This is a genomic window from Halomonas sp. McD50-4 (assembly GCF_022348135.1).
GTDB classification, from domain to species: Bacteria; Pseudomonadota; Gammaproteobacteria; order Pseudomonadales; family Halomonadaceae; genus Vreelandella; species Vreelandella piezotolerans.
Map to the genome: position 1 here is coordinate 439,936 of NZ_JAKRFG010000001.1, position 25,761 is coordinate 465,696.

Below are 25,761 nucleotides of genomic sequence, written 5' to 3' on the forward strand. Positions count from 1 at the left end.
TGTCTTTACTTCTTACGCTCAAACGCCAAGAGAGACGCTATGCAACTGGTGATCATTAGCGGCCGTTCAGGTTCCGGTAAGTCTATCGCCTTACAAGCGCTGGAAGATCTTGGCTATTACGCGATCGATAACTTGCCTGCCATGCTGTTGGGCTCGCTTATCGACGAGTTGCGCGCCCAGGGTGAGCGCACCCGGATTGCCGTCAGTATCGACGCACGCAACTTACCTACTGCGCTGGAGCGTCTGCCAGCGCTACTTGAAGAATTGCGCCACCGGGAAATTCGTTTTCAGGTGATCTACCTGACAACCGATGCGCGTATTTTGCTGGAGCGTTACTCGGCCACCCGCCGTCGTCATCCCCTCACCCGTGATAGCGACATGACGCTGGAAGAAGCGATCAACAAAGAAGAAGAAACGCTGAATGACATTCGCGACCTCGCCGATTTATTGATCGATACGTCTCGACTCTCCGTACACGATCTGCGACGCCGCATTACCGACCAAGTAGCTCATCAGCGCCAGCATCAACTGACGCTCACCTTCGAGTCCTTTGGCTACAAACGCGGCGTTCCGCTGGATGCCGACCTCGTGTTCGACGTACGCTGCTTGCCCAATCCTTATTGGGACCCTACTCTGCGCCAATATACCGGTCGCGACGCCAACATCATCGACTTCTTGAGCGGCTACCCCGTGGTAGAGGCCATGGCAAGCGATATTGAAACGTGGCTGGAGAAGTGGCTACCGGCCTATCAAAATAGCCATCGCAGCTATATGACCGTGGCCATTGGCTGCACGGGCGGCCAACACCGGTCCGTTTATATGATCGAGCAGCTTGCACAGCGGCTCGTCAAACAAACAGGGGAAGTGCAGTTGAGGCATCGCGAGCTAGGGCTGCAGTACACGCTCAGCGAAACGCCGACAACCCAACATACGGCGGCGACGCCCAGTACTCCCTGAGCCCTCCCTAAAACCCCACTCGGCAAAAAGGAACCAGAGTGCCCGAAAGAACGTTGACCCTTACCAATCAGCGCGGCCTTCACGCCCGCGCAGCCACCAAACTGGTTCAGTGTGGCCAGCAGTTCTCTGCCCAGATTCATGTGTACAAGAAGCAGCAAAAAGCGGATGCTGCCAATATCATGTCACTGCTCATGCTCGCCGCGCCCTGCGGGACCGAGCTCACCGTCATTGCAGAAGGGGAAGACGCCGAACGAGCGCTCGATGCTATCGAGGCGCTATTCGACGCTCGGTTTGAAGAAGATCAGTAATCGATGCAGCGTACGCTTAGCTGCCCGCCACGGTCATCGCATCCACCAGCCAGCTCCCCGTGTGAATGCTGCCCCGTGTATCCGTGTCATCCCCTACGCCGCTCAGCCCGGCAAACATCTTGTTCAGGTTACTGGCGATCGTGAACTCCTCGATTGGGTACTGAACTTCACCGTTTTCAATCCAAAAGCCTGCCGCTCCCCGCGAGTAATCACCGGTCACACCGTTCACCCCCTGCCCCATGAGCTCGGTGACCCAAATACCTTGCCCCATCTGACTCAACAGCTCGGCTCGTGGCGTTAACGGAGCCAGCAGGCGTAAATTGCGCGCGCCACCTGCATTTCCAGTCGAGTGCATACCTAAACGCCGTGCGCTATAAGCAGAAAGCATGTAGCTGGCAACCTGCCCCCGATCGATGAATCGATTATTACGGGTTTGCACCCCCTCGGCATCGAACGGCGAGCTCGCCGTCGCCCCCACTTCCATGGGTCGCTCTTCCAAGCCAAACCACTCGGGGAAAAGCGGCGTTCCCAGACGGTCACACAGAAAAGAGGCTTCTCGGTATAGCGCACCGCCTGCCAAGGCGCTCATTAGATGACCGATCAGGCCGCTGGCTAGCGTAGGGTCGAACAGCACCGGAAAGGTACCGGTCGGTGGCCGACGCGCACCCAGTCGGCGAAGCGTGCGAGTTGCCGCTTCTCGACCGACCTCTTCCGGGCTGCGTAAATGGTGTGGATTACGTGCGGCGGTGTAATCATAGTCGCGCTGCATACCCTGATCGTCCTGGGCGATCAGCATGCATGAGAGCGAGTGATTGCTGCCTTTTTGAGTGCCCAAAAATCCGTGGCTGTTGGCATAAACACGGACACCCTCGCCGCTGGAGAGTGACGCACCCTCCGACTGATGAATTCCCTCCGCGCTGCGTCCAGCCTGCTCGCAGCAAAGGGCCAGGTCGATGGCCTCATCCGTGGTGAGCGTCCAAGGGTGGTGGACTTTCAAATCGGGTAGCTCGGTGGCCATCAGCGACGCGTCTGCCAAACCGGCGGCAGGATCTTCTCCGGTATAGCGCGCGATCGCGAGCGCTTTTTCGACCGTTGCGCGAATCGACGCGCTGCTGGCATCGGTAGACGAGGCGCTCCCCTTTCTCTTGCCCACGTATAGCGTTACCGCAATTCCCTGATCGCGCGACAGCTCAACGGTTTCCACATCGCCTAAACGAACGCTGACGCCCATGCCTTGATCGACGCTGGCACCCACTTCAGCAGCATCTGCTCCTAGCTGCTTTGCTAGGGCAAGCGCTTCTTCAGCGCGCTGTGTCAGTAATGCCTGCTGCGCCGATGCATCAAATGCCTGTGCCATGTGGCCTCCTTTTCGCCTGAAACGCGTTGGCGGATCAATGTTGTGGTCACAGCCTGATATAATGCTGCGAACGAATCTAATCTGTGAGTAGCTATATGCCCAAGCAACGTCCCGAGCCAATTGACATCGACGAACAGGTAGAACGCCCCAGTAAATCGCAGCTAAAGCGAGAAATGCACGCCTTACAGGCGCTTGGCGAAACCCTGATTGCCATGAACCCCACCGAACGCTCACGCTTTCCGCTGTCTGACGATATGCTGCGCGCCATCGATGAAACCGCTCGCATTCGCTCCCATGAGGGCCGCCGACGTCATATGCAGTACGTTGGCAAGCTCATCCGCAAAGAGGATCTAACGGCCATTCAAGGCGTTTTCGACGCCATCGAACAAGAAAAAGAGCAGCGCGATCATGCTTTTCATCGCCTGGAAAAGTGGCGAGACCGCATGATCGACGAGGGCGACGATGCCGTCGATCTCTTCATGGTCGATTATCCCAATGCGGATCGGCAAGCGCTGCGCCAACTCGTGCGCAACGCGCGTAAAGAACGCGAACAGGGCAAGCCCCCCACCAGCTCGCGCAAGCTGTTCAAACACCTGCGTGAGACGCTAGCGCTGTAAGCCAGTCATGAAGACTGCGTACCGCCGACGGTCAGCTCATCCAGCTTAAGCGTGGGCTGACCGACACCGACGGGCACGCCCTGCCCCTCTTTACCACACACGCCAATGCCGGTATCCATCGCCATGTCATGGCCAATCATCGACACTCTGCCCATGGCTTCGGGCCCGTTGCCTATCAGCGTCGCGCCCTTGACCGGCGCTGTGATCTTGCCATCTTCGATCATGTAAGCTTCGCTGGCCGAAAAGACGAACTTACCCGAGGTAATGTCTACTTGACCGCCGCCAAAGCTGACGGCATAGATACCCCGCTTGACGCTTTTGATGATGTCGTCAGGATCATCCTGCCCCGCCAGCATGACCGTGTTGGTCATACGTGGCATTGGCAAATGCGCAAACGACTCGCGACGCGCATTACCGGTGGGCGCCATTTTCATCAAGCGCGCATTCAGCTTATCCTGCATATAGCCCGTCAAAATACCGTCTTCGATCAACGGCGTGTACTGACCGGGCGTGCCTTCGTCGTCCACACTGAGCGCGCCACGGCTATCGGCCACCGTGGCATCGTCGACCACCGTGACGCCCTTGGCGGCGACCTGCTGCCCCATCCGCCCGGCAAACGCCGAGCTGCCTTTGCGGTTGAAATCGCCTTCCAATCCGTGCCCAACGGCTTCGTGCAAAAGAATACCAGGCCAACCCGCCCCTAACACCACCGGCATCTGCCCGGCCGGTGCGTCGACGGCCTCCAGGTTGACCAGCGCTTGACGCACCGCTTCTTTTGCGTAGCGCTCGGCCACGCCTTCATCACGCAGACGCGACATCGAGTAACGACCACCGCCGCCCGCGCCACCGCGCTCCCGGCGGCCGTTTTTGGCCGCAATCACACTGACGTTGAAACGCACGAGGGGGCGAATATCGGCGGCAAGGGTGCCGTCACTGGCGCGCACCAACACGACTTCGTAGGTGCCAGAGAGCGACGCGCTCACTTGGCTGATACTGGGATCTGCGGCTCGCGCTATGCGATCGGCCTCTTTCAACATCGCGACCTTTTCTTCCGCTGATAACCCGGCAAGCGGATCGATTCCTGAATAACGCGCGGCGGCGCTGACCGGCGTTACGTTCTGACCGGGTAACTGTTTTCCGCTGCGAACGATACCAGCCGCCGTTTGCCCGGTGTCCATCAACGCATCGGCGGTGATTTGATTGGAGTACGCAAACCCCGTTTTCTCACCCGCCAGCGAGCGCACGCCCACGCCACCATCAATGTTATAGCTGGCCTCTTTGACCTCGCCATCCTCCAGCACCCACCCTTCTTGCCAAGTTCGCTGAAAATAGAGATCGGCATAATCGATGCCCGCTCCCAGGGCATAACCAAGGCCAGTATCCAGGGCGTCAAGATCGAGACCACCAGGGGTAAGCAAAATGGAAACGGCAGACTCGATATCGCTTGTTTGTGGGGTCATTGGGGGCCTTCTAAAGTCACTTGCGGCGAGGTCCAAGGACCTCGCACGCGATAATAGAGAGTGGTTGCTTGATCCAACGCATCGCCGAATAGCTGGTCGGCAATGAATAGCGCGCCGCCAACGATGGGCGCGCCGACCGCAATGGCGGCGATGGGTAAACTTTGGCTCACAGGCAGTGTGACGCCGAGACGCTGATCGAGTTCACGCTGTAAGAGGTTAACACTTCCTGTCAGCGTCAGCGTGGTCGCAGGGGCATCAATTTGTAGGGGGCCGCGCAGCAGCAGCTGCCCCTGGGCCACGTCAGCGGTACCGTGCACACGATCGAAGGCGGTGCCTTGACCCGTCAAATCGGAAAAATCGAAGCGCAAGCGGCGCAGAATGTTATCGAAATTGAGCAGTCCAACCAGGCGGGCTGGCGTCGATTCGAGCGTCACGAAACGCCCATCACGAAGATCCGCGCTCATCTCTCCACCGGCTCGGCTCAAATCCACCTGCCAGGGTGCGCCGGGCCACGTGAGGTTGGCGGATACATCCGTCGTACGGCTTCGCATGGCCACCGGCTGCCCTAGCCGCTCTAGCGCCGTACCGACATCGCCTCCCTGAATAGAAATATCGGCGCGGGTTCGACTGTTCACCGCATTGCCCTCCCACACCAGTTCGCCTCGCGCAGAGAGCTGACCGAGTGTCAGCCCCACCGGCGCAAGCGTAAAACGATGCTCACCGGCTTGCCAAAACGCGGTAAGCGGTCCGTAGCGGCGATTACCCACACTCACTTCCGCCAGTCGCAACCGGCCATTAGGCAGCGCCGCCAAGCCGTCTGGGATTGGCACGGGATCTGCGTACTGGGTATCGACCGCCTCGATCCAGGAGTCGGGAGCAGCGACGCTAGCATCATGGGTGTTGGCGGGGAGATCGAACAATGAATCCAGCATCAGCGTGGTGATGGCGATGTCCAGCGGACGCTCGCTGGCAGGTTGGTAGTCGACCCGGCCGTTCAGCACATCACCATTGAGGGTTAAGGCTGCACGCCGAGGTTCGATCGTTCCTGAGGCCGTCATCGCGCCCAGACAGGTCTCACGATACATCAGACACTCAGTGCGCAGCCGCACGTCGAAAGGCGAACGGTCACCACGGCTGGAAGCGTTTTCCAGATTTCCTGACATCAGCGGAGCAAGGGCTGCTTGCCACGCCAACGGGTCCAGTGTGTCAAGACCTGCATCCAAGCGCCAGCCCGGCTGTCGGGGCCAGCCGGAGCGCGATACCGCGCTGCCTAGCGCTACTTGCCCTGCCTGTGCACCACCCTCTAAAGAGTGTACCTTGGCCACGAGCTTATCGGCCAACTCAACGGAAGTACGCCCAGAGGCCAACTCAGCGCGTAACTGTAACGGCCAGGCCTCTTCGCTGCGCTTGGCAAATGGCTCGGGCAGCTCGCTCGTCACGCCGAGAAGGCGACTTTGCAACGTCACCACGGGGCTAGGCGTCAGCGTGACCTCCCCTTGCCACGGCGTGCTACCGTCGATGATTTGACGAGCTTGTTCGGCAGGCACGCTCGCCAGCGACCAGAGCGCTGAGGTCGCTACGCTCCCTTCAAGGGCGATGCGCTCATCGGCCAAGAATGTCGCCCGCAGATCCCCTCCCTGCCACTGACTACTCAAGTCGCCGGTCAGGGTATGCGCCTGCCCCACTTGTTGCCAGTGAAGTTCCCCCCCCAGTTCACGCAGCGTAATAGGCAGCGGCGCATAGCCGACAGCCGATAGCACCGGGCGGACATTGATCTCGAGCTGAAGCGTCTCTGGGGATTCGAGTGGCAGCTCCAGCGCGACGTCACCGTCAAGATGTCCCTGCGCCGACAGCGCGTCGAGGGGTAGCGTATCCATGTCGGGCATGGCGCGAAGGAAACTCAGCAACGCAGCGCCATGACTATGTACGTCTGCCGACAGCGTCAGTGGCTGCTTCTCTTCCATACGTACCACACCATTGGCGACTTCCACACCCTGACTCTGCGCATGCGCCACTTCGGCTTGCAATACGCCTCCTTGCCAGAGCAAGCGTCCCTCAAGATCCTCTAGTAGGGGCCAATCAGGCGCTATCGGTAGATAGCCCTGCTCGATCGCCAGTGCCAACGTTGCCGATAGCTGATCCGATGACGCGCGCGGCCCCAGCGGCTGGCTGAGCTTCAAAGAGCCCTGAGGCACCATGCCCCCTATATCGCTGGCCAACCAATCGCGCAGCGCTGGGTCGAACGCTTTCATCGGCAGCCACTGCGAGAGCGGACGAGCGCGCGCATCCACGTCGGCAAAGGCGATGTCGAGACCGAACTGGCCGTTTTGCTGCCCAGTGATCAGGCCAAAGCCACCGCTGACACGAGCTCCCTCCCAATCGACGTTCAGATCGCGACCGCTGATCATGGTATTGGGGCCGTCGTAAACCCACTCGACGACCCCTTCTGCATGGCCAAGCTGCATCGGCGCATCAAACAGTTCAGGGAAGTAAAGCGCGCTATCGCCCGCGCTATTAAAGGTCACACGCCCACGCAAATCGCGCGCCTGAACCCAGGCATCCAGCGGCCCGCCGCCCGGTGCCTGCTGCCATGGCAAAACGGCAACGTTGGTCAGGGCTGCATCGACCCCCCAACGGCCGTCACGCTGGCCTAGACGTAAGCCCTGCACCTGCCCGCGGGGTGAAAGTGTTTGCAGAACCCGCGTCACCGACTCAGGCAATAGTGCATACTCACGCCACGCCGCCAAAGAGGCGAGCTCGAATGCGCTGGTGCGCAATTCCCACTGTCCGGGTTGATGCGATAGATACCAGTGACGTGGTAGTGCCGGGCCAGCGCTGCCCCCCTCGGGTTGTGCCCACTCGACGGTCTCGGCACTGCCGCTGAGCCATGCCTCCCCCCCATCGCCATCACGCAGCCACTGTCCGCTGGCCTGAATATTGCGAAGCACGGCGTATTCGACATCCTGACGCAGGGTGAGCTCAGGAACATCCAGTGCCAGCCGCGCATCGGCCAAGGCACCCTCTTGCCAACGGCCCCAAAGCTGTACCTGGCCACCCACCTGCTCCAAAAAGGGCATCCGATCCGGCCGAAACAGGGCGGCCAGTACCACCAAGTGGTCAAGCTGCATGTCCAGCTGAAGAGCCGCCGAAAAGTCGCTAAACCCCTGCTTTCCTGGCTGCATTTCGGCACGAAGGGTCATAGCCGGAAGCTCGGCATTCGCCGCATCAGGCGTATCGACGATGGTCAGTGCGCCCTCTAGACGCGTCCGTCGCCGATCACCGCTCAACAAGAGCGTGGGCGCGTGTAGCATCACGGTTTGCTCCTCGCCATGCAGGGTGACACGACTATCATCCACCCAGACGCGCTGGCGCAGTAACAGGCCCGCCCAAGCATCTAAGGCGTCGAGGTCGACGTCGGGCTGGGGCGTCACGCCCAGGGGGAGTTCGGCCGGAGAGGGCCACCCCCATCCGCTATCCTGCTGTTGGTAAAGATGAAAGCGCAGCCCAAACATACGCGCATCGCTGAAGATGGGTGCCAACCGACGCAAGCTCTCCCAGACATCGAGACGTAGCGACAGGCGGTCGACCTCCACCAAGGCCGGTCCCTCAGGGGTTTGCGCCTTAAGTTCATCGAGCGCTAGGTGCAGAACATTACGTTCTAACGAGAGTGCTAGCCGGTCGACGTGTACCGGCACCCCGATGCGCGCTTCGAGCATTGCTTCGATACGTGGGGTCAAGGCATCCGCCTGGCTGGCCAATAGACGAAACGCCAGCATCACCACAGCCAGCGTCGCCAGCACGGCAGCGACGCTGATCCAACAGCCGCGAACGAGAGAGCGTGATGACATCATTACATCAGTACGATGTCGTACTGCTCTTGAGAGTAGTGCTGCTCGACCTGGAAACGGATCGTTTTATTGATGAAGGTCTCCAGATCGGCGACAGCGGCAGACTCTTCATCCAGCAGGCGATCCACCACCGGCTGCGACGCCAGCACCATATAGGTCTCTGCGCTATAGGCACGCTCTTCGCGGAGGATCTCCCGGAAGATTTCGTAACAGATGGTTTCTGGAGTTTTGAGGGTCCCGCGGCCGCTACAGGTCGGACATGCTTCGCAGAGAGTCTGCTCTAAGCTTTCCCGAGTACGCTTACGCGTTAACTGCACCAGTCCAAGCTCGGTAACACCGGTGCATTTGGTTTTGGCGTGATCACGCTCTAACGCTTTCTCTAACACGCGCAACACTTGACGCTGGTGCTCGACATCCACCATATCGATGAAGTCGATGATGATGATACCGCCCAGATTGCGTAAACGAAGCTGGCGCGCAATGGCAGTGGCGGCTTCCAAATTGGTCTTGAAAATCGTCTCTTCGAGATTGCGATGCCCCACGTAGCCACCGGTATTCACATCGATGGTCGTCATGGCCTCGGTCGGGTCGATGACCAAATACCCGCCCGATTTGAGTTGCACCTTGCGCCCCAGCGCTTTCTGAATCTCGTCTTCGACACTATAGAGATCGAAGATCGGACGCTCACCGGGATAGTACTCTATACGGTCGACCGCATCGGGCATGAACTCTTCTGCGAACTCCACGAGCTTGACGAAGTTTTCCCGGGAATCGATGCGCACCTTCTCGATGTCATCGCGCATCACGTCTCGGAGCGTGCGCATGAACAGCGGCAGGTCGTCATAAATGACGCTGGGCGGTGCAGCAGTGATTTTGCGCTCGCTGACTTTTCGCCAAATGCGCAACAGGAAGTACATATCGCTGGCCAGTTCTTCATCGCCCACGCCCTCTGCGGCAGTCCGCACGATGAAGCCGCCTGTCACCTCGAGGGTTTGCTCCTCGATGCTCTTGTCTAGCAGCATCTTCAAGCGTTCACGCTCACGCTCGTCCTCGATGCGCTGCGACACGCCGTGGTGTGGCGAGTCAGGCATGTAAACCAAGTACCGCGAGGGGATCGATAAGTGCGTGGTTAGACGTGCCCCTTTGGTGCCGATGGGATCTTTGGTGACCTGAACGACCAGGGCTTGGCCTTCGTGGAGCAGTTGCCCAATGGTTTGCTGCTCCTCGCTAGGAGTGCCGGGCGGCATGACTTCGTGTGCATGGATGAACGCCGCACGCTCCAAGCCAATATCGACAAAAGCAGCCTGCATGCCAGGCAGTACGCGAACGACTTTGCCTTTGTAGATATTGCCTACGATACCGCGCCTGCGAGAGCGCTCGATGAGCGCCTCTTGCAATACGCCGTTTTCTACCAGCGCAACGCGGGTCTCCATGGGCGTTAAATTGATGAGGACTTCACCGCTCATGCAAAATTCCTTATTGGGTGTCCAATTCCTTGCCAGCGCAGCGGGCGATGAGTCGGTGGTTACGTAAGATAACGGCCCGCCCAAATGGGAACCCCTTGCTGGCGAAGCAAGCGCGTGGTTTCAAAAAGAGGCAGTCCTACCACGGCGGAATGACTGCCCTGAATTCGTTCGATAAAAATAGCGGCTAGCCCCTGGATGGCATACCCGCCCGCTTTATCGACAGGTTCACCGGTATGCCAATAGCATTCGATCTCGTCTGCCGTTAACGCGCGCATGATGACCTCGGTGGTCACACAGCAGGAGAGTATACCCCGCGACCCGCTGACCGCTACTGCCGTGAGTACTCGGTGCGACCGCCCTGCTAACAGCGATAACATATCAGCCGCGTGCTGCTGGTCGCGCGGCTTGCCCAGAATCGTATCGTCGACGACCACTGCCGTGTCCGACCCTAGCACGGGCAGCGTGGTTTTCCCCGTCGCTGCCTCTGCCTTGGCAATGGCCAGCCGCTCTACATAAGCGGCGGGGGATTCTCCCTCGATGGGCGTTTCGTCGACGTTACTGGGCATGACGGTGACGGGCACGCCGATCGACGCGAGCAGCGCCTGGCGTCGCGGTGAAGCAGACGCCAAGCAGAGCACGGGAGTCGTGGCAACGTCACGCATTGGCCATGCGCCGTTCGATGGCGTGGAACATCGTCGCCAGCCACGGCCACAGCAGCGCGCTCACCAGCGAAGGAATCAAGAAAGAGAGGTGGATCGAGAAGTCGCCGGTCAACGTGCGCAGCCACTGCTCGATGAGCTGAACCAACCCCAGCAGCACCAGCACCAGCACCGATTGCTGTACCAACGAGTAAGCGCGAAAACGGGGATAGACCAGCGCCGCTAAAAACGCCAGTAACGACAGGATGAGCGCGTGCTGCCCTAGTGCCGTCCCCTCGATGAGATCCATCAATAGGCCAAATACGAAGCCATGAAAGACACCGACTCTATCAGGGGCACGCATGCACCAGTAGATGAGCATGAGCCCCACCCATTCGGGGCGAAACACTTGCCAACCATCAGCAAGTGGCATGACCTGCAGGCACAGCGCCAATACGAGACTGAGCCAGACCACCACGAGCGGTACCATCGGCGCACGTGCCATTAGCGCGCCTCCTCTTCGGACGGGGGGGCTGGTTGCCCAAGCCGCTGAGCAGCATGGAGCGCGTCGGCTGAAATCTCCATGGACTCATCCCAAATAGACGGATCCAACTCTTCGCGGGGAGGTGGAAAAAGCAGCAAAAAATGTCGCGAACGCTGGAGCTGGGCAGATGGTTCAGCGACCACACGAGCAAACGGCTGGCCAGGATCGTGATAAACCTCAGTTACCCTCGCCACGGGGTAGCCCGGCGGAAAGCGCCCCGCCAATCCGGACGTGGTCAGCAGATCACCTTCACGGATATCGGCCGTATCCGGTACGTGAAGCACGTTCACACTGCCGTAGCGGCCAGTGCCCTGAACGATGAAGCGCAGACCGTTGCGATTGACCTGGACCGGCAGCGCGTGGCTGGCATCGGCCAGCAACAAGACCCGACTCGAGTATGCCGAGACGGCCGTCACCTGGCCGACGAGTCCTGATGCATCGATCACCGGCTGCCCCACGTAGGCACCGTTACGATGCCCACGGTCGACCACCATCTGATGGCTAAAAGGGTCGTTGTCCAACGACAGCAGTTCCGCCGTCATATAGGGAATGTCCCGCCGCTCGGCGGCGCCCAGCAGTTGGCGCAGCTCCGCGTTCTCAGCAGTCAAATTCGCCAAGCGTTGACCACGGTGGGAAAGTGTCAATATTTGCTCGCGCAAGCGTCGATTTTCATCCACCAGCGCCTGCTGGTCGGAGAGCGCCAGCGCCCCCCAGTTCAGCAGGTCGCTGGGCACACTAACCGCCCACTGAATGGGTGCAACGATCGTGGTCATTTGGGCGCGCAGATCTTCCATGCGAGTGAAACGGTGGTCGACAAACATCAATGCGCTTGCCGCCACAACACAGAAGAATAGCCGGTAACCGGGTAGCGGCCCGTGTGAAAACAGCGGTTTGATAGGCAATCCCCCGCGATAAACCGCTGCGATCAGTCGCTCGACAGCAACTCAAACGTGTGCTGATCGATCATCTCCAATGCCTTGCCGCCACCCCGTGCAACGCAGGTCAGCGGATCTTCCGCCACGATCACCGGCAAGCCGGTCTCTTCGGCGATCAACTTATCCAGGTCACGCAGCAGCGCGCCACCGCCGGTCAGCACCAAGCCGCGCTCGGCGATATCCGAGGCCAGCTCGGGTGGAGACTGCTCCAGCGCGCTCTTGACGGCGGCTACGATAGAGCCCAGCGTCTCTTGCAGTGCTTCGAGAATTTCGTGGGAGTTCAAGGTAAAGCTGCGTGGAATACCCTCGGCAAGGTTACGGCCACGCACATCGATCTCGCGCAGCTCGCCACCTGGATAAGCACAGCCAATCTCTTCTTTGATACGCTCGGCCGTCGCTTCACCAATCAGGCTGCCATAGTGACGGCGCACGTACGCGGTGATCGCCTCATCAAAACGGTCACCGCCTACGCGGATCGATTCTGAATATACGACGCCGTTGAGCGATATGATCGCGATTTCCGTGGTGCCCCCACCGATATCCACGACCATCGAGCCCTGCGCTTCTTCCACCGGCAAGCCAGCACCGATCGCTGCCGCCATGGGCTCTTCGATCAGGAACACTTCACGCGCGCCGGCGCCTTCCGCCGATTCACGAATGGCGCGTCGCTCCACCTGCGTCGACATGCAGGGCACGCAGACTAGAACGCGCGGACTGGGGGTGAGGAACGTACTTTGATGCACTTTGCGGATGAAGTGCTGAAGCATCTGCTCGGTAACGGTGAAGTCGGCGATGACACCGTCTTTCATCGGACGAATGGCCGTAATATTGCCAGGCGTGCGACCAAGCATGCGCTTGGCATCGGCACCCACCGAGGCGACGCTGCGCATGTTGCCAGACTGGCGGATGGCGACTACGGACGGTTCATCGAGCACGATGCCACGACCGCGTACATAAATCAGTGTGTTGGCCGTACCCAAGTCGATCGACAGATCGCTGGAAAACAGCCCCCTCAAACGTTTGAACATGGATGTTGTTACCTAGTGCAGACCGGGAACCCTGTGCGGATGCAAACGGTATCACCGCAACCCCTTGGCAGCAAGCACGAGTCGTCCCGAACACTGCCCGCCAAGGCCAATATGTGGTACCTTTTGCGGCTATTTTCCACGTCTGCTCCGTCAGACGAATTTAAGATGACCGTACGTATACCGCTCAAAGCGAAATATGTTCCATCACCATTGCGAGGAAACCTCGATCATGGCGCTTGAAGAATCTCATGTGCGCCGGGCCGCACACTTGGCCCGACTCGCCGTTAGCGACGACCAAGCCAGCGGCTTCGTCGACGATCTTAGCCGCATTCTGGACATGGTCGACCAGCTCCAGAGCCTGGACACCGAAGGCGTCGCGCCGCTGTCCCATCCGCTCGATGCGACCCAGCGCCTTCGCGCCGACGAAGTCACCGAAACGAATCAGCGCGATACGTTCCAACACTGCGCCCCGGCAGTGGAAAACGGCCTTTATCTGGTCCCGCGCGTGGTCGAATAAGCCGCGCTCATCGTTCGTTTCCACTCCTTCCATCCGCCTCTGAACGGAGCTTCCGGGTCATGCATGACAAAACCGTAACGCAGCTCGCCGCCGCCTTAGACAGTGGTGAACTCTCCTGCCGAGAGCTGACGTCTGATTTTTTACAGCGCATCGAGAAAACCGACGACCAGCTGAATAGCTTCATTACCGTGACCGCCGAGCAGGCGCTCATTAAAGCCGACGCCGCTGATAAAGCACGAGCCAGCGGTAAAGCAGGCAAGCTCACCGGAATTCCTCTAGCGCTAAAAGATATTTTTTGTACCCAAGGCGTGAAAACTAGCTGCGGCTCCAAAATGCTCGATAACTTTATCGCGCCTTACGATGCCACCGTGGTCGAAAAACTGAGCGCTGCAGGCACCATTAGCCTGGGTAAAACCAATATGGATGAGTTCGCCATGGGCTCTTCCAACGAAAACAGCCACTACGGTGCCGTCAAAAATCCTTGGGATCTCTCAGCCGTGCCCGGTGGAAGCTCGGGCGGTAGCGCTGCTGCCGTGGCTGCCGGGCTCGTACCCGCGGCGATGGGCACCGACACTGGCGGCTCCATACGCCAGCCAGCAGCATTTTGTGGCATTACCGGTCTGAAGCCCACTTACGGACGTGTCTCTCGTTACGGCATGATTGCCTACGCCTCCAGTCTCGACCAAGCAGGCCCCATGGCACGCACTGCCGAAGATTGTGCGCACCTGATGAACGTGATTGCCGGTCACGATGTACGCGACTCCACCAGCGTCGCCCGTGGCGTGCCGGACTACACCGAGACGCTCAACGCCCCGCTCTCTGGCCTCAAAATCGGCCTACCGACGGAGTATTTTGGTGACGGCCTGGACCCCGAGGTCGAGAAGGCCGTTCGTGACGCGGTGAAAGTGTATGAATCGCTGGGCGCTTCGGTGCGCGACGTCAGCCTGCCGCACACCCACTACGCGATTCCGGCTTACTACGTCATCGCCCCTGCCGAGGCTTCGTCGAACCTATCGCGCTTCGACGGCGTGCGTTTTGGTCATCGCTGCGATGCGCCTGCGGATCTCGTCGACCTCTACACCCGCTCACGGGCGGAAGGGTTCGGTGAAGAGGTGAAACGCCGCATTCTCATTGGCACCCACACGCTATCGGAAGGCTTCTTCGACGCCTACTACACCAAAGCGCAGCAGGTTCGTCGCTTGATTCGTCAAGATTTTCTCGATGCTTTCGAGGATGTCGACGTGCTCATGGGCCCCGCCTCACCGACGCCTGCCTTCGACCTGGGTGCCAAGAAAGACCCGGTTTCCATGTATTTGCAAGACATCTACACCATCGCCGTCAACCTGGCAGGCATCCCAGGTATTAGCGTTCCCGCTGGCTTTGCTGGTGGCCGCCCGGTAGGCCTGCAGATTCTGGGCACCCACTTTGCCGAAGCGCAGCTGCTCAACGTTGCTCACCAGTTCCAGCAAGCGACCGACTGGCACCTTCAACTGCCTGCTTTTGCCGAGGAGAACGCCTAATGCAATGGGAAACCGTGATCGGGCTCGAGGTCCACGTTCAGCTCGCAACGCGCTCTAAGATCTTTTCCGGCGCCTCCACTGCGTTTGGCGCCGAGCCGAACACCCAGGCCTGCGCCGTCGACTTGGGCCTGCCGGGCGTGCTGCCGGTGCTCAATGAGCAGGCCGTCGCCATGGCCGTGCAGTTTGGCCTCGCCGTCCACGCCGAGATCCCTGAAGTCTCGGTGTTCGACCGTAAGAATTACTTCTATCCAGATTTGCCGAAGGGCTACCAAACCAGTCAGATGTACCACCCCATCGTGGGCGCGGGTGAAGTCGAGATCACGCTGGATGACGACACCACCAAACGGATTCGTATTCACCACGCCCACCTGGAAGAGGACGCCGGCAAATCGCTGCACGAAGACTTCCACGGCATGACCGGGATCGACCTGAACCGGGCGGGCACGCCGCTTTTAGAGATCGTCTCCGAGCCGGACATGCGCAGCGCCAAAGAAGCCGCCGCCTATCTAAAAGCGATTCACTCCATCGTGACCTACCTGGGTATTTCCGATGGCAACATGGCCGAGGGCTCGATGCGCTGCGACGTCAACGTGTCGGTACGTCCAAAAGGCCAAGACGCGTTTGGCACCCGGGCGGAGATCAAGAACGTCAACTCCTTCCGCTTCGTCGAGCGCGCCATTGCGTTCGAAGTCGAGCGGCAGATCGAGCTCATCGAAGATGGCGGTAAAGTCGTCCAAGAGACTCGCCTGTTCGATCCAGAGCGTGACGAGACCCGCAGCATGCGGACCAAGGAAGAAGCCAACGACTACCGCTACTTCCCCTGCCCCGACCTGCTACCGGTGGTGTTGGACCAGGCCTATCTGGACCACCTGCGCAGCCAACTGCCGGAACTGCCCGCCGACAAGCGCGCCCGTTTCCAGAGCGAACTAGGCCTCTCGGCGTACGACGCCAACGTGCTGTCGGCCAGCCGTGACATGGCGGAGTTCTTCGAAGAAGTGCATCGCGTCTGTGGCGACGCCAAGCAGGCAGCCAATTGGGTACAGGGCGAGCTCTCTGGTGCATTGAATCGGGAGAACCTGAGCATTCAACACAGTCCGGTATCCGCCCAACAGCTGGGTGAGTTGATCAGCCGCGTACTGGACGACACCATCAACGGTAAGGCAGCGAAGCAGGTCTTCCAAGCGCTTTGGAACGGCCAGGGCGAGAGCGCAGATGCCGTCATCGAGGCCAAAGGCCTAAAACAGGTCACCGACACCGGCGCCATCGAAGCAATGATCGACCAAGTCATTGCCGAAAGCCCGGCACAGGTGGCGCAGTACCGTGACTCCGAGCCGGAGAAACGCGGCAAGATGATTGGCTACTTCGTGGGCCAGGTGATGAAAGCCTCACGCGGCACCGCCAACCCCCAGCAGGTCAACGGCTTGTTGAAAGAGAAGCTGGATGCGCTGCTCTAGCCACGGCTAGTCGGCACGGCCATCAACCAAAAGCGGCTGCCTCGGCAGCCGCTTTTTTGGTCTCGAGCGTCTCGTTAAGCCAGTTGACTCGGCTGAGTAAAACGCTTGAGCTGCGCGCAGCCTGCCGCCCAGACGTCAGCCTCTAGCTCGGCAATGGCCGCCGTGGGAAAGCCAACGCCCTGGCTTGGCGCGCCTTCGACCAACAGCCCAGCCAAGTCGCCCACCAGCGGCATGTGGCTAACCAGCATGATCGGCGAGTCAACGGGATGCCTGAGCAACCAGTCGCTGACATCGCCGGGCGAATCTTCCGGGGTAATGAAGGACAGCGTATTGAGGGGTGCGCCCAGGGCATCGCTGATTCGCTGGGCGGTTTGCTGAGCACGGACGTAAGGGCTGGCGTAGAGCGTTGGCCTAGACAGCTCGCCTTGATCGATACGCGTCGCCAGCCAGCGAGCCATGGTCTCGGCCTCGTGCTCCCCCCTGGGCGTCAGCGGCCGGGCGTGGTCTGGAAAACCTGGCGCGGCTTCGCCATGACGCATGATCAATACGCTGCAACTACCTTGCTGTCGGTGGCTATTCATGGGAACCTCCGCTGCCTTGCTGATCCTGATGAGCCTGCTCGCGATGCGCCTGCTGGACCGCTTCGCGGGGCAGAATGAACTCCACGTCGCTACTCTGCTCGCCCATCATGAGCGTTCCCGCCATGTCCTCGGCAGGCACGCCTTCGAAGAGCACACGATTCAACCCTTCGGCCAACGGCATATAAACCCCCATCTCGCGCGCTTTTGCGCAGACCAGCTTGACGGTATTGACGCCTTCCGCCACTTGGCCAAGCGCAGCCACCGCTTCCTCTAACGACAGCCCCGTACCCAGTGCATGGCCCACGCGGTAATTGCGCGACAAGTTAGACGAGCAAGTGACGATCAGGTCGCCCACGCCTGCCAAACCAAGAAACGTCATGGGGTTGGCCCCCTGGGCAACGGCGAAACGGCTCATCTCGGCCAGCGCTCGGGTCATCAGCATGCTGCGGGTGTTCTCCCCCATCCCCAGCGCCGCGGCCATGCCCGCTGCAATGGCGTAAATATTCTTTAATGCGCCCCCCAGCTCCACGCCGTGACGATCATTACTGGCGTAAACGCGGAAATAGCGACAGCCCAGCACTTGCTGTACTCGAGTGCGCGTTAGCGCATCCGCACTGGCGATCACCGTGGCGGTCAACTGCTTGTCAGCAATCTCGGAGGCCAAATTAGGCCCTGCAATGACGCCAATATGGGGGAAGCCGGTCTCTTGCTCCAGCACTTGGCTCATCAGTAAAAAGCCATCTTGCTCAATCCCTTTGGTGGTGCTGACCAGGATTTGTTCGGGCGAGAGCCAAGGCTTGGCCGCTTGCACCACGCTGCGAAACGCTTTTGACGGGATGGCAATCAGCACCAGTTCGGCACCCGTCAGCACCGTTTTCAAGTCGGTCGATGCGGTGACGGCAGGGTTGATCGCATAGTCGGGAAGATAGCGGCCGTTGCGGTGCTCTCGGTTGATCTGCGCGACCAGCGCCTCGTCGCGCAACCATTGACGCACGTCAGCGCCATTGTCGGCAGCGATACTGGCCAGCGCGGTACCAAAACTCCCGCCCCCCAGCACCGCGACGTTACTTTGCTGCTCTGCCATAGCCATGTCCTGAGTTCTTTTACGTAACGGTGGGCCTCAACACCCCCCATTTTGATAAGCACTACCTTAACAAAACAAGCGGCCCGCTTGGTTGACCAAGCGGGCCGCGACTAGCGAGCTTAGGGCATTAAGCCGTCAACACACTATTGAGACGCTTCACGTAGGCAGCCGGGTCGTCCAGATGACCGCCCTCGGCAATGATCGCCTGATCCAGAAGGATGTGGGCTAACTGGCCAAATAGATCACCCTCTGCATTTTCCAAACGGGCCACTAGGGCATGGTTGGGGTTGAGCTCGAGGATGGGTTTCACATCCGGGAGTTTTTGCCCGGCCGCTTCCATGATACGGCGCATCTGATAGCCCATTTCGTGCTCGGGCAATACCACGCAAGCTGGCGAATCGGTCAGACGATGGGTGATTTTGACCTCTTGAACGCCATCGCTCAGCGCTTCTTTGACGCGCTTTACGAGATCTTCCTTCGCCTTGGCCGTCTCTTCCTGGGCTTTTTTCTCGGCTTCGTCCTCGACGTCCCCAAGATCCAGCTCACCTTTTGCCACATCGGCAAAGGACTTGCCGTCAAATTCTGTCAGATGGCTCATCAGCCACTCGTCGATCCGGTCAGAGAGCAGCAGCACTTCGATGCCTTTCTTGCGGAAAATCTCCAGGTGCGGGCTGTTCTTCGCTGCATTGAAGCTATCCGCCACCACGTAGTAGATCTTCTTCTGGCCCTCTTTCATACGTTCGACGTAATCCGCCAGAGAGTGTTCTTGCGTGGCGGTATCGGTATGGGTAGAGGCGAAACGCAGGAGGCCAGCGACTTTTTCGCGGTTAGCGAAGTCTTCACCTGGGCCCTCTTTCAGCACACTGCCAAAGGTGTTCCAGAACGTTTGATACTGCTCGCTATCTTTGGACAGTTTCTTGAGCATGTCCAGCGCACGCTTGGTGAGCGCCCCTTTGATCTTGTCGACCTTGGGATCTTGCTGCAGCAACTCACGGGAGACGTTCAATGAGAGATCGCGCGTATCCAGCACACCCTTGATGAAACGCAGGTAGAGGGGCAGGAACTGCTCGGCATCATCCATGATGAAGACACGTTGCACGTAAAGCTTCACACCGCGCGAGCCGTCACGGTCGAACATGTCGAACGGTGCGCGGCCCGGCACGTAGAGCAAGCTGGTGTACTCGAGCTTACCCTCGACTTTGTTGTGACTCCAGGTAAGCGGGTCACTGAAGTCGTGGGCAACGTGCTTGTAGAACGCCTTATACTCGTCGTCGCTGACCTCGCTCTTCGGGCGCGCCCACAGCGCGGTAGCTTCGTTGACGGTTTCCCACGTCGTCACTTCGCTACCTTCGATCTCGTTACCGTCGTCATCCTTGGCGGTTTCGACCTTGGGCATACGCACCGGCACTTCGATGTGATCAGAGTACTTGCGCACCAAGCTTTGCAGGCGGTAGTCGTCGGCGAACTCTTTTGCATCGTCTTTTAAATGCAGAGTGATTTCCGTGCCGTGAGCGTCACGCTCGATGTCGGCAACGGTAAACTCGCCTTCGCCTTTGGAGCGCCACTCGACGCCTTCCGATGCAGCGGTGCCCGCTTTACGAGTACGTACGGCCACTTCGTCGGCCACGATGAAGCCCGAATAGAAACCAACCCCGAACTGACCGATCAGCTTGGCGTCTTTTTGCTGCTCGCCGGAGAGCTGCTTCAAAAACTCTGCCGTACCGGAACGCGCGATGGTGCCCAAGTTGGCAATCACATCTTCGCGGTTCATGCCGATACCATTATCGCGCAGCGTGATGGTGTTGGCGTCGCGGTCGTGCTCGATCTCGATACGCAGCTCGCTATCGCCTTCGTATAGAGCGTCGTTATCGAGTGCGGCATAGCGCAACTTGTCACAGGCATCGGCGGCGTTGGAAATCAGCTCGCGTAGAAAAATCTCCCGATTCGAGTACAGGGAGTGGATCATCAGATTCAGGAGCTGTTTGACTTCCGTCTGAAAGCCAAGAGTTTCTTCATGGGTCGCAGTGGTCATGCGCTTAGCCCTCATTGATCACGTGTTGCTTGACGCCTCTGCCCATAGGCAGAGGCGGAAAAGGTAGTGAACTCAATATGGGGATAAGCGAAGGGATTTCAAGAAGGTGTGTGTGAAGAAGCGGTGGCTGCCTCAGTAGCCGATTTCCAAGCGCGATAGTCGGCCAACTGAGTATCGACGCGGTTTAGTAACCAGCCCACGATCAATACGTCATCGACCACACCTAGCAGCACCAAAAAGTCGGGGATCAGATCGAATGGCATGACCAGGTAGGCCAACGCCAGCGCCATGGTGCCAAACGCAGACCAGGGAATCGGTCTGAAATCTCCTTTCAGCACATCGCGGGTCATGGGTAAAAATAGCTTGAGCGCACGGGCGATACGTTTAACGGCCCATACGCGTGTTTTCAATCGACGAAACAATCCCCAAACGGATAATCGTGCCATCGTTATCGAATCCTCTTAGTGTCACGATTGTCAGAACCTTATCTGTGCGTATAGTTCACTTGTCCGTATAGTTCACTATTGCGCCTTTGACCCTACCAGCGAGCAAGAGGGAGTGCCATGCCGGCTACGCCATTACGTTCTACCCTTCGCACTCTGTGTGCAGCAGCCATCATCGGCCTACCGACGGAGAGTTGGGCAGCCACTGATGACGCTATGCGTGATGCGCTCAACGCCGCACGCCAGCAGCAGTGGCAACACATCGATGAGCGCGCCATCGAAGGACACATACTCAGAGGTTATGTCACCTATCACCGCTTACGCAACCAGTTGCCCAACGTGGCCGCCAGTCAAGTGCTGCAGTTCATCGAACAGCATGCCGACTCTCCGCTATCGGAATGGATGCGCGGCCAAGCCATTGCCAAATATGGTCATGCAGGACGTTACGGCGATCTACTCACCGTCGCCGATGGCGAGCCTGCTGGAACGGCACGTCAGTGTTACTACTACATGGCGCTCATCGACCGTGCCCCAGAAGAGTCGCGCCGCGCGGGCTTGGCGCTTTGGCGAGTAGGCAGCTCACAGCCCGATGCCTGTGACCCCCTTTTCAACCGCCTACGGGCCGATGGCACTATCGATGCGACCGCCATCTGGGAACGCAAGATGCTAGCTTGGCAAGCGGGCGAATCGCGCCTGAGTAACTACCTAGGCGGACTGCTGAGCAGCGAGTGGCAAACGGCCCTCGACACGGTGGACGCGGTCAGCAACAACGCCAGGGCCATCACCAGCGCCCCCACCTGCCTAGGCCCGGAGTGCAGGGCCACGGCGGCTTTCTACCAAGCCGCCATGCAGCGCCTGACCCGAGATGACACGCCTACCGCTTTCGCCGCTTGGCAGCAGCTCTCGCCTCGCTTGAACTTGACGGCGCAAGAGCGCCAAGTCATCGAGGAAGAGCTAGCGTTTTACACCCTCGTTCGGGAGGTGCCCGGCACGCTCGGCTGGGTCGATAGCGTGCTGCCCTCGCTAGCCAGCGAGCGCGTACTGGAGCTGCGCGTGCGTCGCGCGCTGGCCGACCGCCAGTGGACCGACGTCGTACACTGGATTGCCGAAATGCCCGCGAGCCAGCAAGCGAGCAGTCGCTGGCAGTATTGGCTGGGGCGCGCCAACGAGCAGCTTGGCAACCCCGAGGCGGCCATGGCACGTTATCAGCAAGCAGCCACTGACCGCAGCTTCTACGGCTTCGCCGCCGCCGATAGAATCGACCAGCCTTACCGACTCAACAACGAGCGCCATCACTTCGACGAGGCTACCCGCGAGCAGACGGCACGACTACCGGTCGTGCAGCGCACCGAGGCGCTGCTGCGTATCGGTGAAGACGGTTTAGCCAACAGCGAGTGGCTTTACGCCATCGAGCACGGCACGCCCCAGCAAGCCCGCGCGCTGGCCGACTATGCCGCCCAGCAGCAGTGGCACGCACGGCTAGTACAAACCACCATTGCAGGCAAAATGTGGGACGCCCTGGAGTGGCGCTTTCCTCCCGCCTACCGCGAGAGCTTCCTTCAATGGGGCGCTCAAACAGGGGTAGACCCTTACCTATTAATGGCAATTACCCGCCGAGAAAGTGCGTACAACCCGGTGGCGCTCTCACCCGCAGGCGCTAGGGGCTTGATGCAGTTGATGCCCGGCACGGCCGCCCAAGTGAGCCGTCAACTGGGGCTGAACGACCCCGGTCCCTACGGCGTGCTGGATCCTGAGCTGAACATTCGCCTTGGAAGCACCTACTTGCGCGACAAGCTCGCGCGCTACCGAGGCAATCGTCTTGCGGCCACAGCTGCCTACAATGCAGGACCTGGACGCGTCGATCAGTGGTTAGGCACTCAGAGCATGGAGTCGTTCGATCTCTTCGTGGAGAGTATTCCATTTCGCGAGACACGCGATTACGTACAGGCAGTGCTGAGCTACCGGGTGATTTTTGAGAGCTTAGCCAACGGCGGTAGCAGCGATGGGGTCTCGCTACTCAACGAAAGCGAGCAGGCCGTGCGCTACGACCGCGCCCTCGTACAGCGCTAGTCCCAGCGACGCGTATCGCGATCCCCCCACAACGCCCGGTTACACCGGGCGTTGCTCCAGCGCCAGCCGCACGCCGAAAACGACCAACACCGCGCCAGTGGCAGCATTCAAGGTTTGCGCAAAGCGTGCGCTGGCCAGCCATTTGCTCGCCCCACCAACCATTAATACGACGCTAATCTGCCAAATATTGGCAATCACGAAGTGCACGCCCGCCAACCAGAGGGATTTGACGAGTGCGGGGTCAGTGGGCGCGATGAACTGGGGTAAAAACGCCATGTAGAACACCACGGTTTTGGGGTTGAGCACGTTGGATAGCAGCCCTTCTTTGACTGGCTGCCACAGCGGAACGGGCGCCCCCTCCTTCAGGACGCCCTTCACCGGCAGCGGCGTTCCTCGGCGGGCTGCCAGCAGGCTCGTGACCCCCAGCCAAATCAAATACGCCGCCCCTGCCAACTTCAGCATGTTGAACGCCCAGGACGACTGCAGCAAAATGAACGAGATACCCAACGCCGAAACGGTGGCATGAACGAACAAACCACAGCAAATGGCTACGCTCGTGGCTATGCCGTCTCGGATACCGCCTCGCGCGGTGTTGCGAATCACCAGAAGCGTGTCGACTCCTGGGCTTATCGACAGCAGCGTGATGGCCACTAAAAAGGGAATGAACTGCGCATCGATGAGGTTGAGTTCCATCATGTACTTGGCTCGCTGAGTGATAAAGAATCTTAATCACGTGACTGGACGTGCTGATTATTTGCTTCTAAAGTGAATTTGGCAGGTTGGCAGAGCGTCGCCTGCTCAATCATTAAGCACGTTAAGGATATGAACGATGGCAACTGGCACTGTCAAGTGGTTCAACGACACCAAAGGTTACGGCTTCATCTCTCCCGATGACGGCGGTGACGATCTCTTTGCCCACTTCTCTGAAATTCAAGCTGAAGGTTTTAAGACCCTGCAAGATGGTCAGAAAGTCAGCTTCGAGGTGACTCAGGGTAAAAAAGGCCTTCAGGCTTCCAACATTCGCGTTGCTTGAACCGCACCGAATGGATAAAGGCCCGCGAATGCGGGCCTTTTTTATAGGTTGGGGTTTCCTTCTTAAGACGATGTATCCAACGTGTCGTCCGAGGAGCTTTCGGCCTCTTGCGCTTCGCTATCGTCATTGGTAGAGCGCTCTTCAACAGGGTGGTCGTCACCAACGTCGCGGTCTTGGAGTTCGTCAGACGCCAGGGGTGCACCATTGGTGGGGCGCTCACTCTCCAAGGCTTGGAACTGCTCTTCTAGGCGCTGCTGGGCCTCTTCGAATTGACGTTCGGTATCTTCGATGAGCGCATCCACATCTTGCGCTTCTAACCCTCCTTCCACGGAAGTGCCTTCGGGTAAGCTGCTTTCGCGCTCCCAGCTTGGCTCGATGGGGTCGTTCTCCATGGGCGCCAGTTCGGGCGACTGCTGCTCGATTTCTTGAAACTGTTGCTCCAACTGACGCTGTGCCTCTTCGAAACGACGCTCGGTCTCGGCAATCACGTCATCGACATCAGAACGCGTGGTTTCACCCGGCATTGCGCTAGCTTCGTCAAGGGCTTCGTCGGGGTCGGCGGCCAGCGTCTCTTCGTCCGCCTGCAGGGGCTCCGAGGTTGACTCACTGGCGGTGGAAGACGGGTCTTCCTGAGCATTGGAAGGCTCGGACGCCTCGGACGCCTGACGTTCAATGTCGTCTTCCACCTGGGAGGGCGAAGGAACATCGTCACTACCGGTGTCAGGTGCAGCGGCTGGCGTCTCACTGGGCTGCTCGGCCGCGCTCTCTTCCGGTACGACGTTTGCCTCTTCTTGACTGTCGCCGCAGGCACTCAGCAGTAGGGCCAAACTGGCCAGTAGCGGCATCCATACACGGTAGCTCATCGAGTCATGCTCCTTAATGGTTCGAATTCATTAGTGGCGGTCGTTGGCAGACAACAGCGAACAGCCTTCTGGTAAGCGTACCTTCAACGCTAGCGGGACGACTTCAGCGGTAAATCGTTGATAGCGTTTTGCCTCACCATCCAGGGTCAGCGGCCAAGGTTCATCATCGGACCGAGTGGTAACGGTCAACTGGCTGGCAGTGAAGTAGCGCACATAACGCCCTTCTGCGGGGAACTGCTGTAGCTCGCCGAGCAGCGCAGGAAGCTCCGTCACCGAATGAAAATCTTTGACTAGCAGAACGTCCAATCGCCCATCATCGAGCTTGGCACGAGGGGCCAGCACCTGCCCCCCACCCGATTGACGCCCATTGCCCAGTGCCAGCAGCAGCAGTGACGCGGCCTGCTCATGATCGCCCCAGTGCAACGTGCCGCGATAACTGCGATGACGCCACGCCTTGAGCGCACCCATCAGTGAGTAGGCTCCTCCCCCTAACATGCGTTTTAACGTTTTGGGGGTAGAGGAGGTAATTTCTGCGCCGAAACCACCGGTGGTCATATTGATGTAATAGCATACCGACGGTTCGCCACTGGCTTCCGCCGTCATACGAATCACATCGATGGGCGCAGACGGCAAGCGAACGGCATCCGCCAGTGCGCGATCCAGCTCCAAAGGTAACCCCACCGAAGTGGCAAAATCATTCGCGCTGCCCATCGGCACCACGCCCAAGCTCGGACGATGGTCATGGGGCAGCCGCATGAGTCCATTGACGACTTCGTTGACGGTGCCATCACCACCGCATGCGATGACGCATGTCGCGCCCAAATCGAGCGCTTGGGCTGCAAAATCAGCGGCATCGCCACCTTCCCACGTCGCGCGAACAATGATGGACGTCCCTGCCTTGCGCTGCGCTTCGACGGCGTCGCGCAGCGCCGGATTCCCGGCCGACTTACCGTTGATAATCAATAAATAACGCTGTTGTGGGTCTGTCACCGGTGTCTTCCCTCTC

At 59.3% G+C, this 25,761-nt stretch carries 23 protein-coding genes; 8 read left to right on the forward strand and 15 right to left on the reverse strand.

What is annotated here, in order from left to right; all coding sequences use genetic code 11:
• The first annotated feature begins 39 nt into the window (after positions 1-39).
• On the forward strand, positions 40-957 hold the full coding sequence (gene rapZ, locus MHM85_RS02125; protein ID WP_139527157.1) for an RNase adapter RapZ: 918 nt from the start codon (positions 40-42) through the stop codon (positions 955-957).
• Positions 958-995: 38 nt separating this feature from the next.
• A complete protein-coding gene (locus MHM85_RS02130; protein ID WP_139527156.1) occupies positions 996-1,265 on the forward strand; it encodes an HPr family phosphocarrier protein in 270 nt (89 codons plus the stop codon).
• Between the two features lie 16 nt (positions 1,266-1,281).
• On the opposite strand, the gene pmbA is transcribed toward MHM85_RS02130, so the two are convergent.
• A complete protein-coding gene (gene pmbA / locus MHM85_RS02135) occupies positions 1,282-2,622 on the reverse strand; it encodes a metalloprotease PmbA (RefSeq protein WP_239284054.1) in 1,341 nt (446 codons plus the stop codon).
• Between the two features lie 95 nt (positions 2,623-2,717).
• On the opposite strand from pmbA, the gene yjgA reads away from it, so the two are divergent.
• Complete coding sequence (yjgA, locus tag MHM85_RS02140; RefSeq protein WP_239284056.1) at positions 2,718-3,239, forward strand: ribosome biogenesis factor YjgA; 522 nt, start codon at positions 2,718-2,720, stop codon at positions 3,237-3,239.
• A gap of 5 nt (positions 3,240-3,244) precedes the next feature.
• On the opposite strand, the gene tldD is transcribed toward yjgA, so the two are convergent.
• The 7 genes from tldD to MHM85_RS02175 are packed head-to-tail and all read right to left on the reverse strand — an operon-like array spanning position 3,245 to position 13,158.
• The gene (gene tldD, locus MHM85_RS02145; RefSeq protein WP_239284066.1) at positions 3,245-4,699 is read right to left on the reverse strand and encodes a metalloprotease TldD; all 1,455 of its coding nucleotides are present in this window, start codon (positions 4,697-4,699) and stop codon (positions 3,245-3,247) included.
• Positions 4,696-8,547: an AsmA-like C-terminal region-containing protein gene (locus tag MHM85_RS02150; protein ID WP_239284068.1), complete on the reverse strand. Its 3,852-nt coding sequence runs from the start codon at positions 8,545-8,547 to the stop codon at positions 4,696-4,698. Before MHM85_RS02150 ends, tldD begins: the two co-directional genes overlap by 4 nt.
• A 2-nt stretch (positions 8,548-8,549) precedes the next feature.
• A complete protein-coding gene (rng, locus tag MHM85_RS02155) occupies positions 8,550-10,013 on the reverse strand; it encodes a ribonuclease G (protein WP_219861099.1) in 1,464 nt (487 codons plus the stop codon).
• A gap of 59 nt (positions 10,014-10,072) precedes the next feature.
• Complete coding sequence (locus tag MHM85_RS02160; RefSeq protein ID WP_153842863.1) at positions 10,073-10,675, reverse strand: Maf family protein; 603 nt, start codon at positions 10,673-10,675, stop codon at positions 10,073-10,075.
• Positions 10,668-11,156 carry a rod shape-determining protein MreD gene (gene mreD / locus MHM85_RS02165; RefSeq protein ID WP_139527149.1) on the reverse strand — a complete coding sequence of 163 codons (489 nt, stop codon included), beginning with the start codon at positions 11,154-11,156 and terminating at the stop codon, positions 10,668-10,670. Before mreD ends, MHM85_RS02160 begins: the two co-directional genes overlap by 8 nt.
• Entirely contained in the window at positions 11,156-12,097 is a 942-nt protein-coding gene (gene mreC / locus MHM85_RS02170) for a rod shape-determining protein MreC (protein ID WP_153842862.1), read from the reverse strand. The genes mreD and mreC overlap by 1 nt, the downstream gene beginning before the upstream one ends.
• Positions 12,098-12,120: 23 nt before the next feature.
• Positions 12,121-13,158 carry a rod shape-determining protein gene (locus MHM85_RS02175; protein ID WP_018915723.1) on the reverse strand — a complete coding sequence of 346 codons (1,038 nt, stop codon included), beginning with the start codon at positions 13,156-13,158 and terminating at the stop codon, positions 12,121-12,123.
• Positions 13,159-13,387: 229 nt separating this feature from the next.
• Here MHM85_RS02175 and gatC point away from each other — a divergent pair, with 229 nt between their 5' ends.
• The 3 genes from gatC to gatB are packed head-to-tail and all read left to right on the forward strand — an operon-like array spanning position 13,388 to position 16,649.
• Positions 13,388-13,675, forward strand: a complete 288-nt coding sequence (gene gatC / locus MHM85_RS02180; protein WP_219861103.1) for an Asp-tRNA(Asn)/Glu-tRNA(Gln) amidotransferase subunit GatC — start codon at positions 13,388-13,390, stop codon at positions 13,673-13,675.
• A 59-nt stretch (positions 13,676-13,734) separates the two neighbouring features.
• Positions 13,735-15,195, forward strand: a complete 1,461-nt coding sequence (gene gatA, locus MHM85_RS02185) for an Asp-tRNA(Asn)/Glu-tRNA(Gln) amidotransferase subunit GatA (protein ID WP_239284078.1) — start codon at positions 13,735-13,737, stop codon at positions 15,193-15,195.
• The gene (gatB, locus tag MHM85_RS02190; protein WP_139527145.1) at positions 15,195-16,649 is read left to right on the forward strand and encodes an Asp-tRNA(Asn)/Glu-tRNA(Gln) amidotransferase subunit GatB; all 1,455 of its coding nucleotides are present in this window, start codon (positions 15,195-15,197) and stop codon (positions 16,647-16,649) included. The genes gatA and gatB overlap by 1 nt, the downstream gene beginning before the upstream one ends.
• A gap of 74 nt (positions 16,650-16,723) precedes the next feature.
• Here the strand turns inward: gatB and sixA are convergent, their stop codons facing one another.
• The 4 genes from sixA to MHM85_RS02210 all read right to left on the reverse strand — a co-directional run bounded on the left by sixA (position 16,724) and on the right by MHM85_RS02210 (position 20,792).
• Positions 16,724-17,230 carry a phosphohistidine phosphatase SixA gene (gene sixA, locus MHM85_RS02195; protein ID WP_239284084.1) on the reverse strand — a complete coding sequence of 169 codons (507 nt, stop codon included), beginning with the start codon at positions 17,228-17,230 and terminating at the stop codon, positions 16,724-16,726.
• Complete coding sequence (locus MHM85_RS02200) at positions 17,223-18,314, reverse strand: NAD(P)H-dependent glycerol-3-phosphate dehydrogenase (protein WP_239284101.1); 1,092 nt, start codon at positions 18,312-18,314, stop codon at positions 17,223-17,225. The genes sixA and MHM85_RS02200 overlap by 8 nt, the downstream gene beginning before the upstream one ends.
• Before the next feature lie 127 nt (positions 18,315-18,441).
• The gene (htpG, locus tag MHM85_RS02205) at positions 18,442-20,346 is read right to left on the reverse strand and encodes a molecular chaperone HtpG (RefSeq protein WP_139527142.1); all 1,905 of its coding nucleotides are present in this window, start codon (positions 20,344-20,346) and stop codon (positions 18,442-18,444) included.
• A gap of 98 nt (positions 20,347-20,444) precedes the next feature.
• A complete protein-coding gene (locus MHM85_RS02210) occupies positions 20,445-20,792 on the reverse strand; it encodes a DUF1232 domain-containing protein (RefSeq protein ID WP_139527141.1) in 348 nt (115 codons plus the stop codon).
• A gap of 117 nt (positions 20,793-20,909) precedes the next feature.
• On the opposite strand from MHM85_RS02210, the gene MHM85_RS02215 reads away from it, so the two are divergent.
• The gene (locus MHM85_RS02215) at positions 20,910-22,859 is read left to right on the forward strand and encodes a transglycosylase SLT domain-containing protein (RefSeq protein ID WP_239284118.1); all 1,950 of its coding nucleotides are present in this window, start codon (positions 20,910-20,912) and stop codon (positions 22,857-22,859) included.
• Positions 22,860-22,898: 39 nt separating this feature from the next.
• Here the strand turns inward: MHM85_RS02215 and MHM85_RS02220 are convergent, their stop codons facing one another.
• Positions 22,899-23,555 (reverse strand): LysE family translocator, encoded by a 657-nt coding sequence (locus tag MHM85_RS02220; RefSeq protein WP_139527139.1) that lies wholly within the window; start codon positions 23,553-23,555, stop codon positions 22,899-22,901.
• A 133-nt stretch (positions 23,556-23,688) separates the two neighbouring features.
• Here MHM85_RS02220 and MHM85_RS02225 point away from each other — a divergent pair, with 133 nt between their 5' ends.
• Positions 23,689-23,892 carry a cold-shock protein gene (locus MHM85_RS02225; RefSeq protein ID WP_044630763.1) on the forward strand — a complete coding sequence of 68 codons (204 nt, stop codon included), beginning with the start codon at positions 23,689-23,691 and terminating at the stop codon, positions 23,890-23,892.
• Positions 23,893-23,954: 62 nt separating this feature from the next.
• Here MHM85_RS02225 and MHM85_RS02230 read toward each other — a convergent pair whose 3' ends face one another.
• Together MHM85_RS02230 and yegS are read right to left on the reverse strand one after the other, a co-directional pair.
• A complete protein-coding gene (locus MHM85_RS02230) occupies positions 23,955-24,755 on the reverse strand; it encodes a hypothetical protein (RefSeq protein ID WP_139527138.1) in 801 nt (266 codons plus the stop codon).
• Positions 24,756-24,785: 30 nt separating this feature from the next.
• On the reverse strand, positions 24,786-25,745 hold the full coding sequence (yegS, locus tag MHM85_RS02235) for a lipid kinase YegS (RefSeq protein ID WP_139527137.1): 960 nt from the start codon (positions 25,743-25,745) through the stop codon (positions 24,786-24,788).
• Positions 25,746-25,761 lie beyond the last annotated feature (16 nt).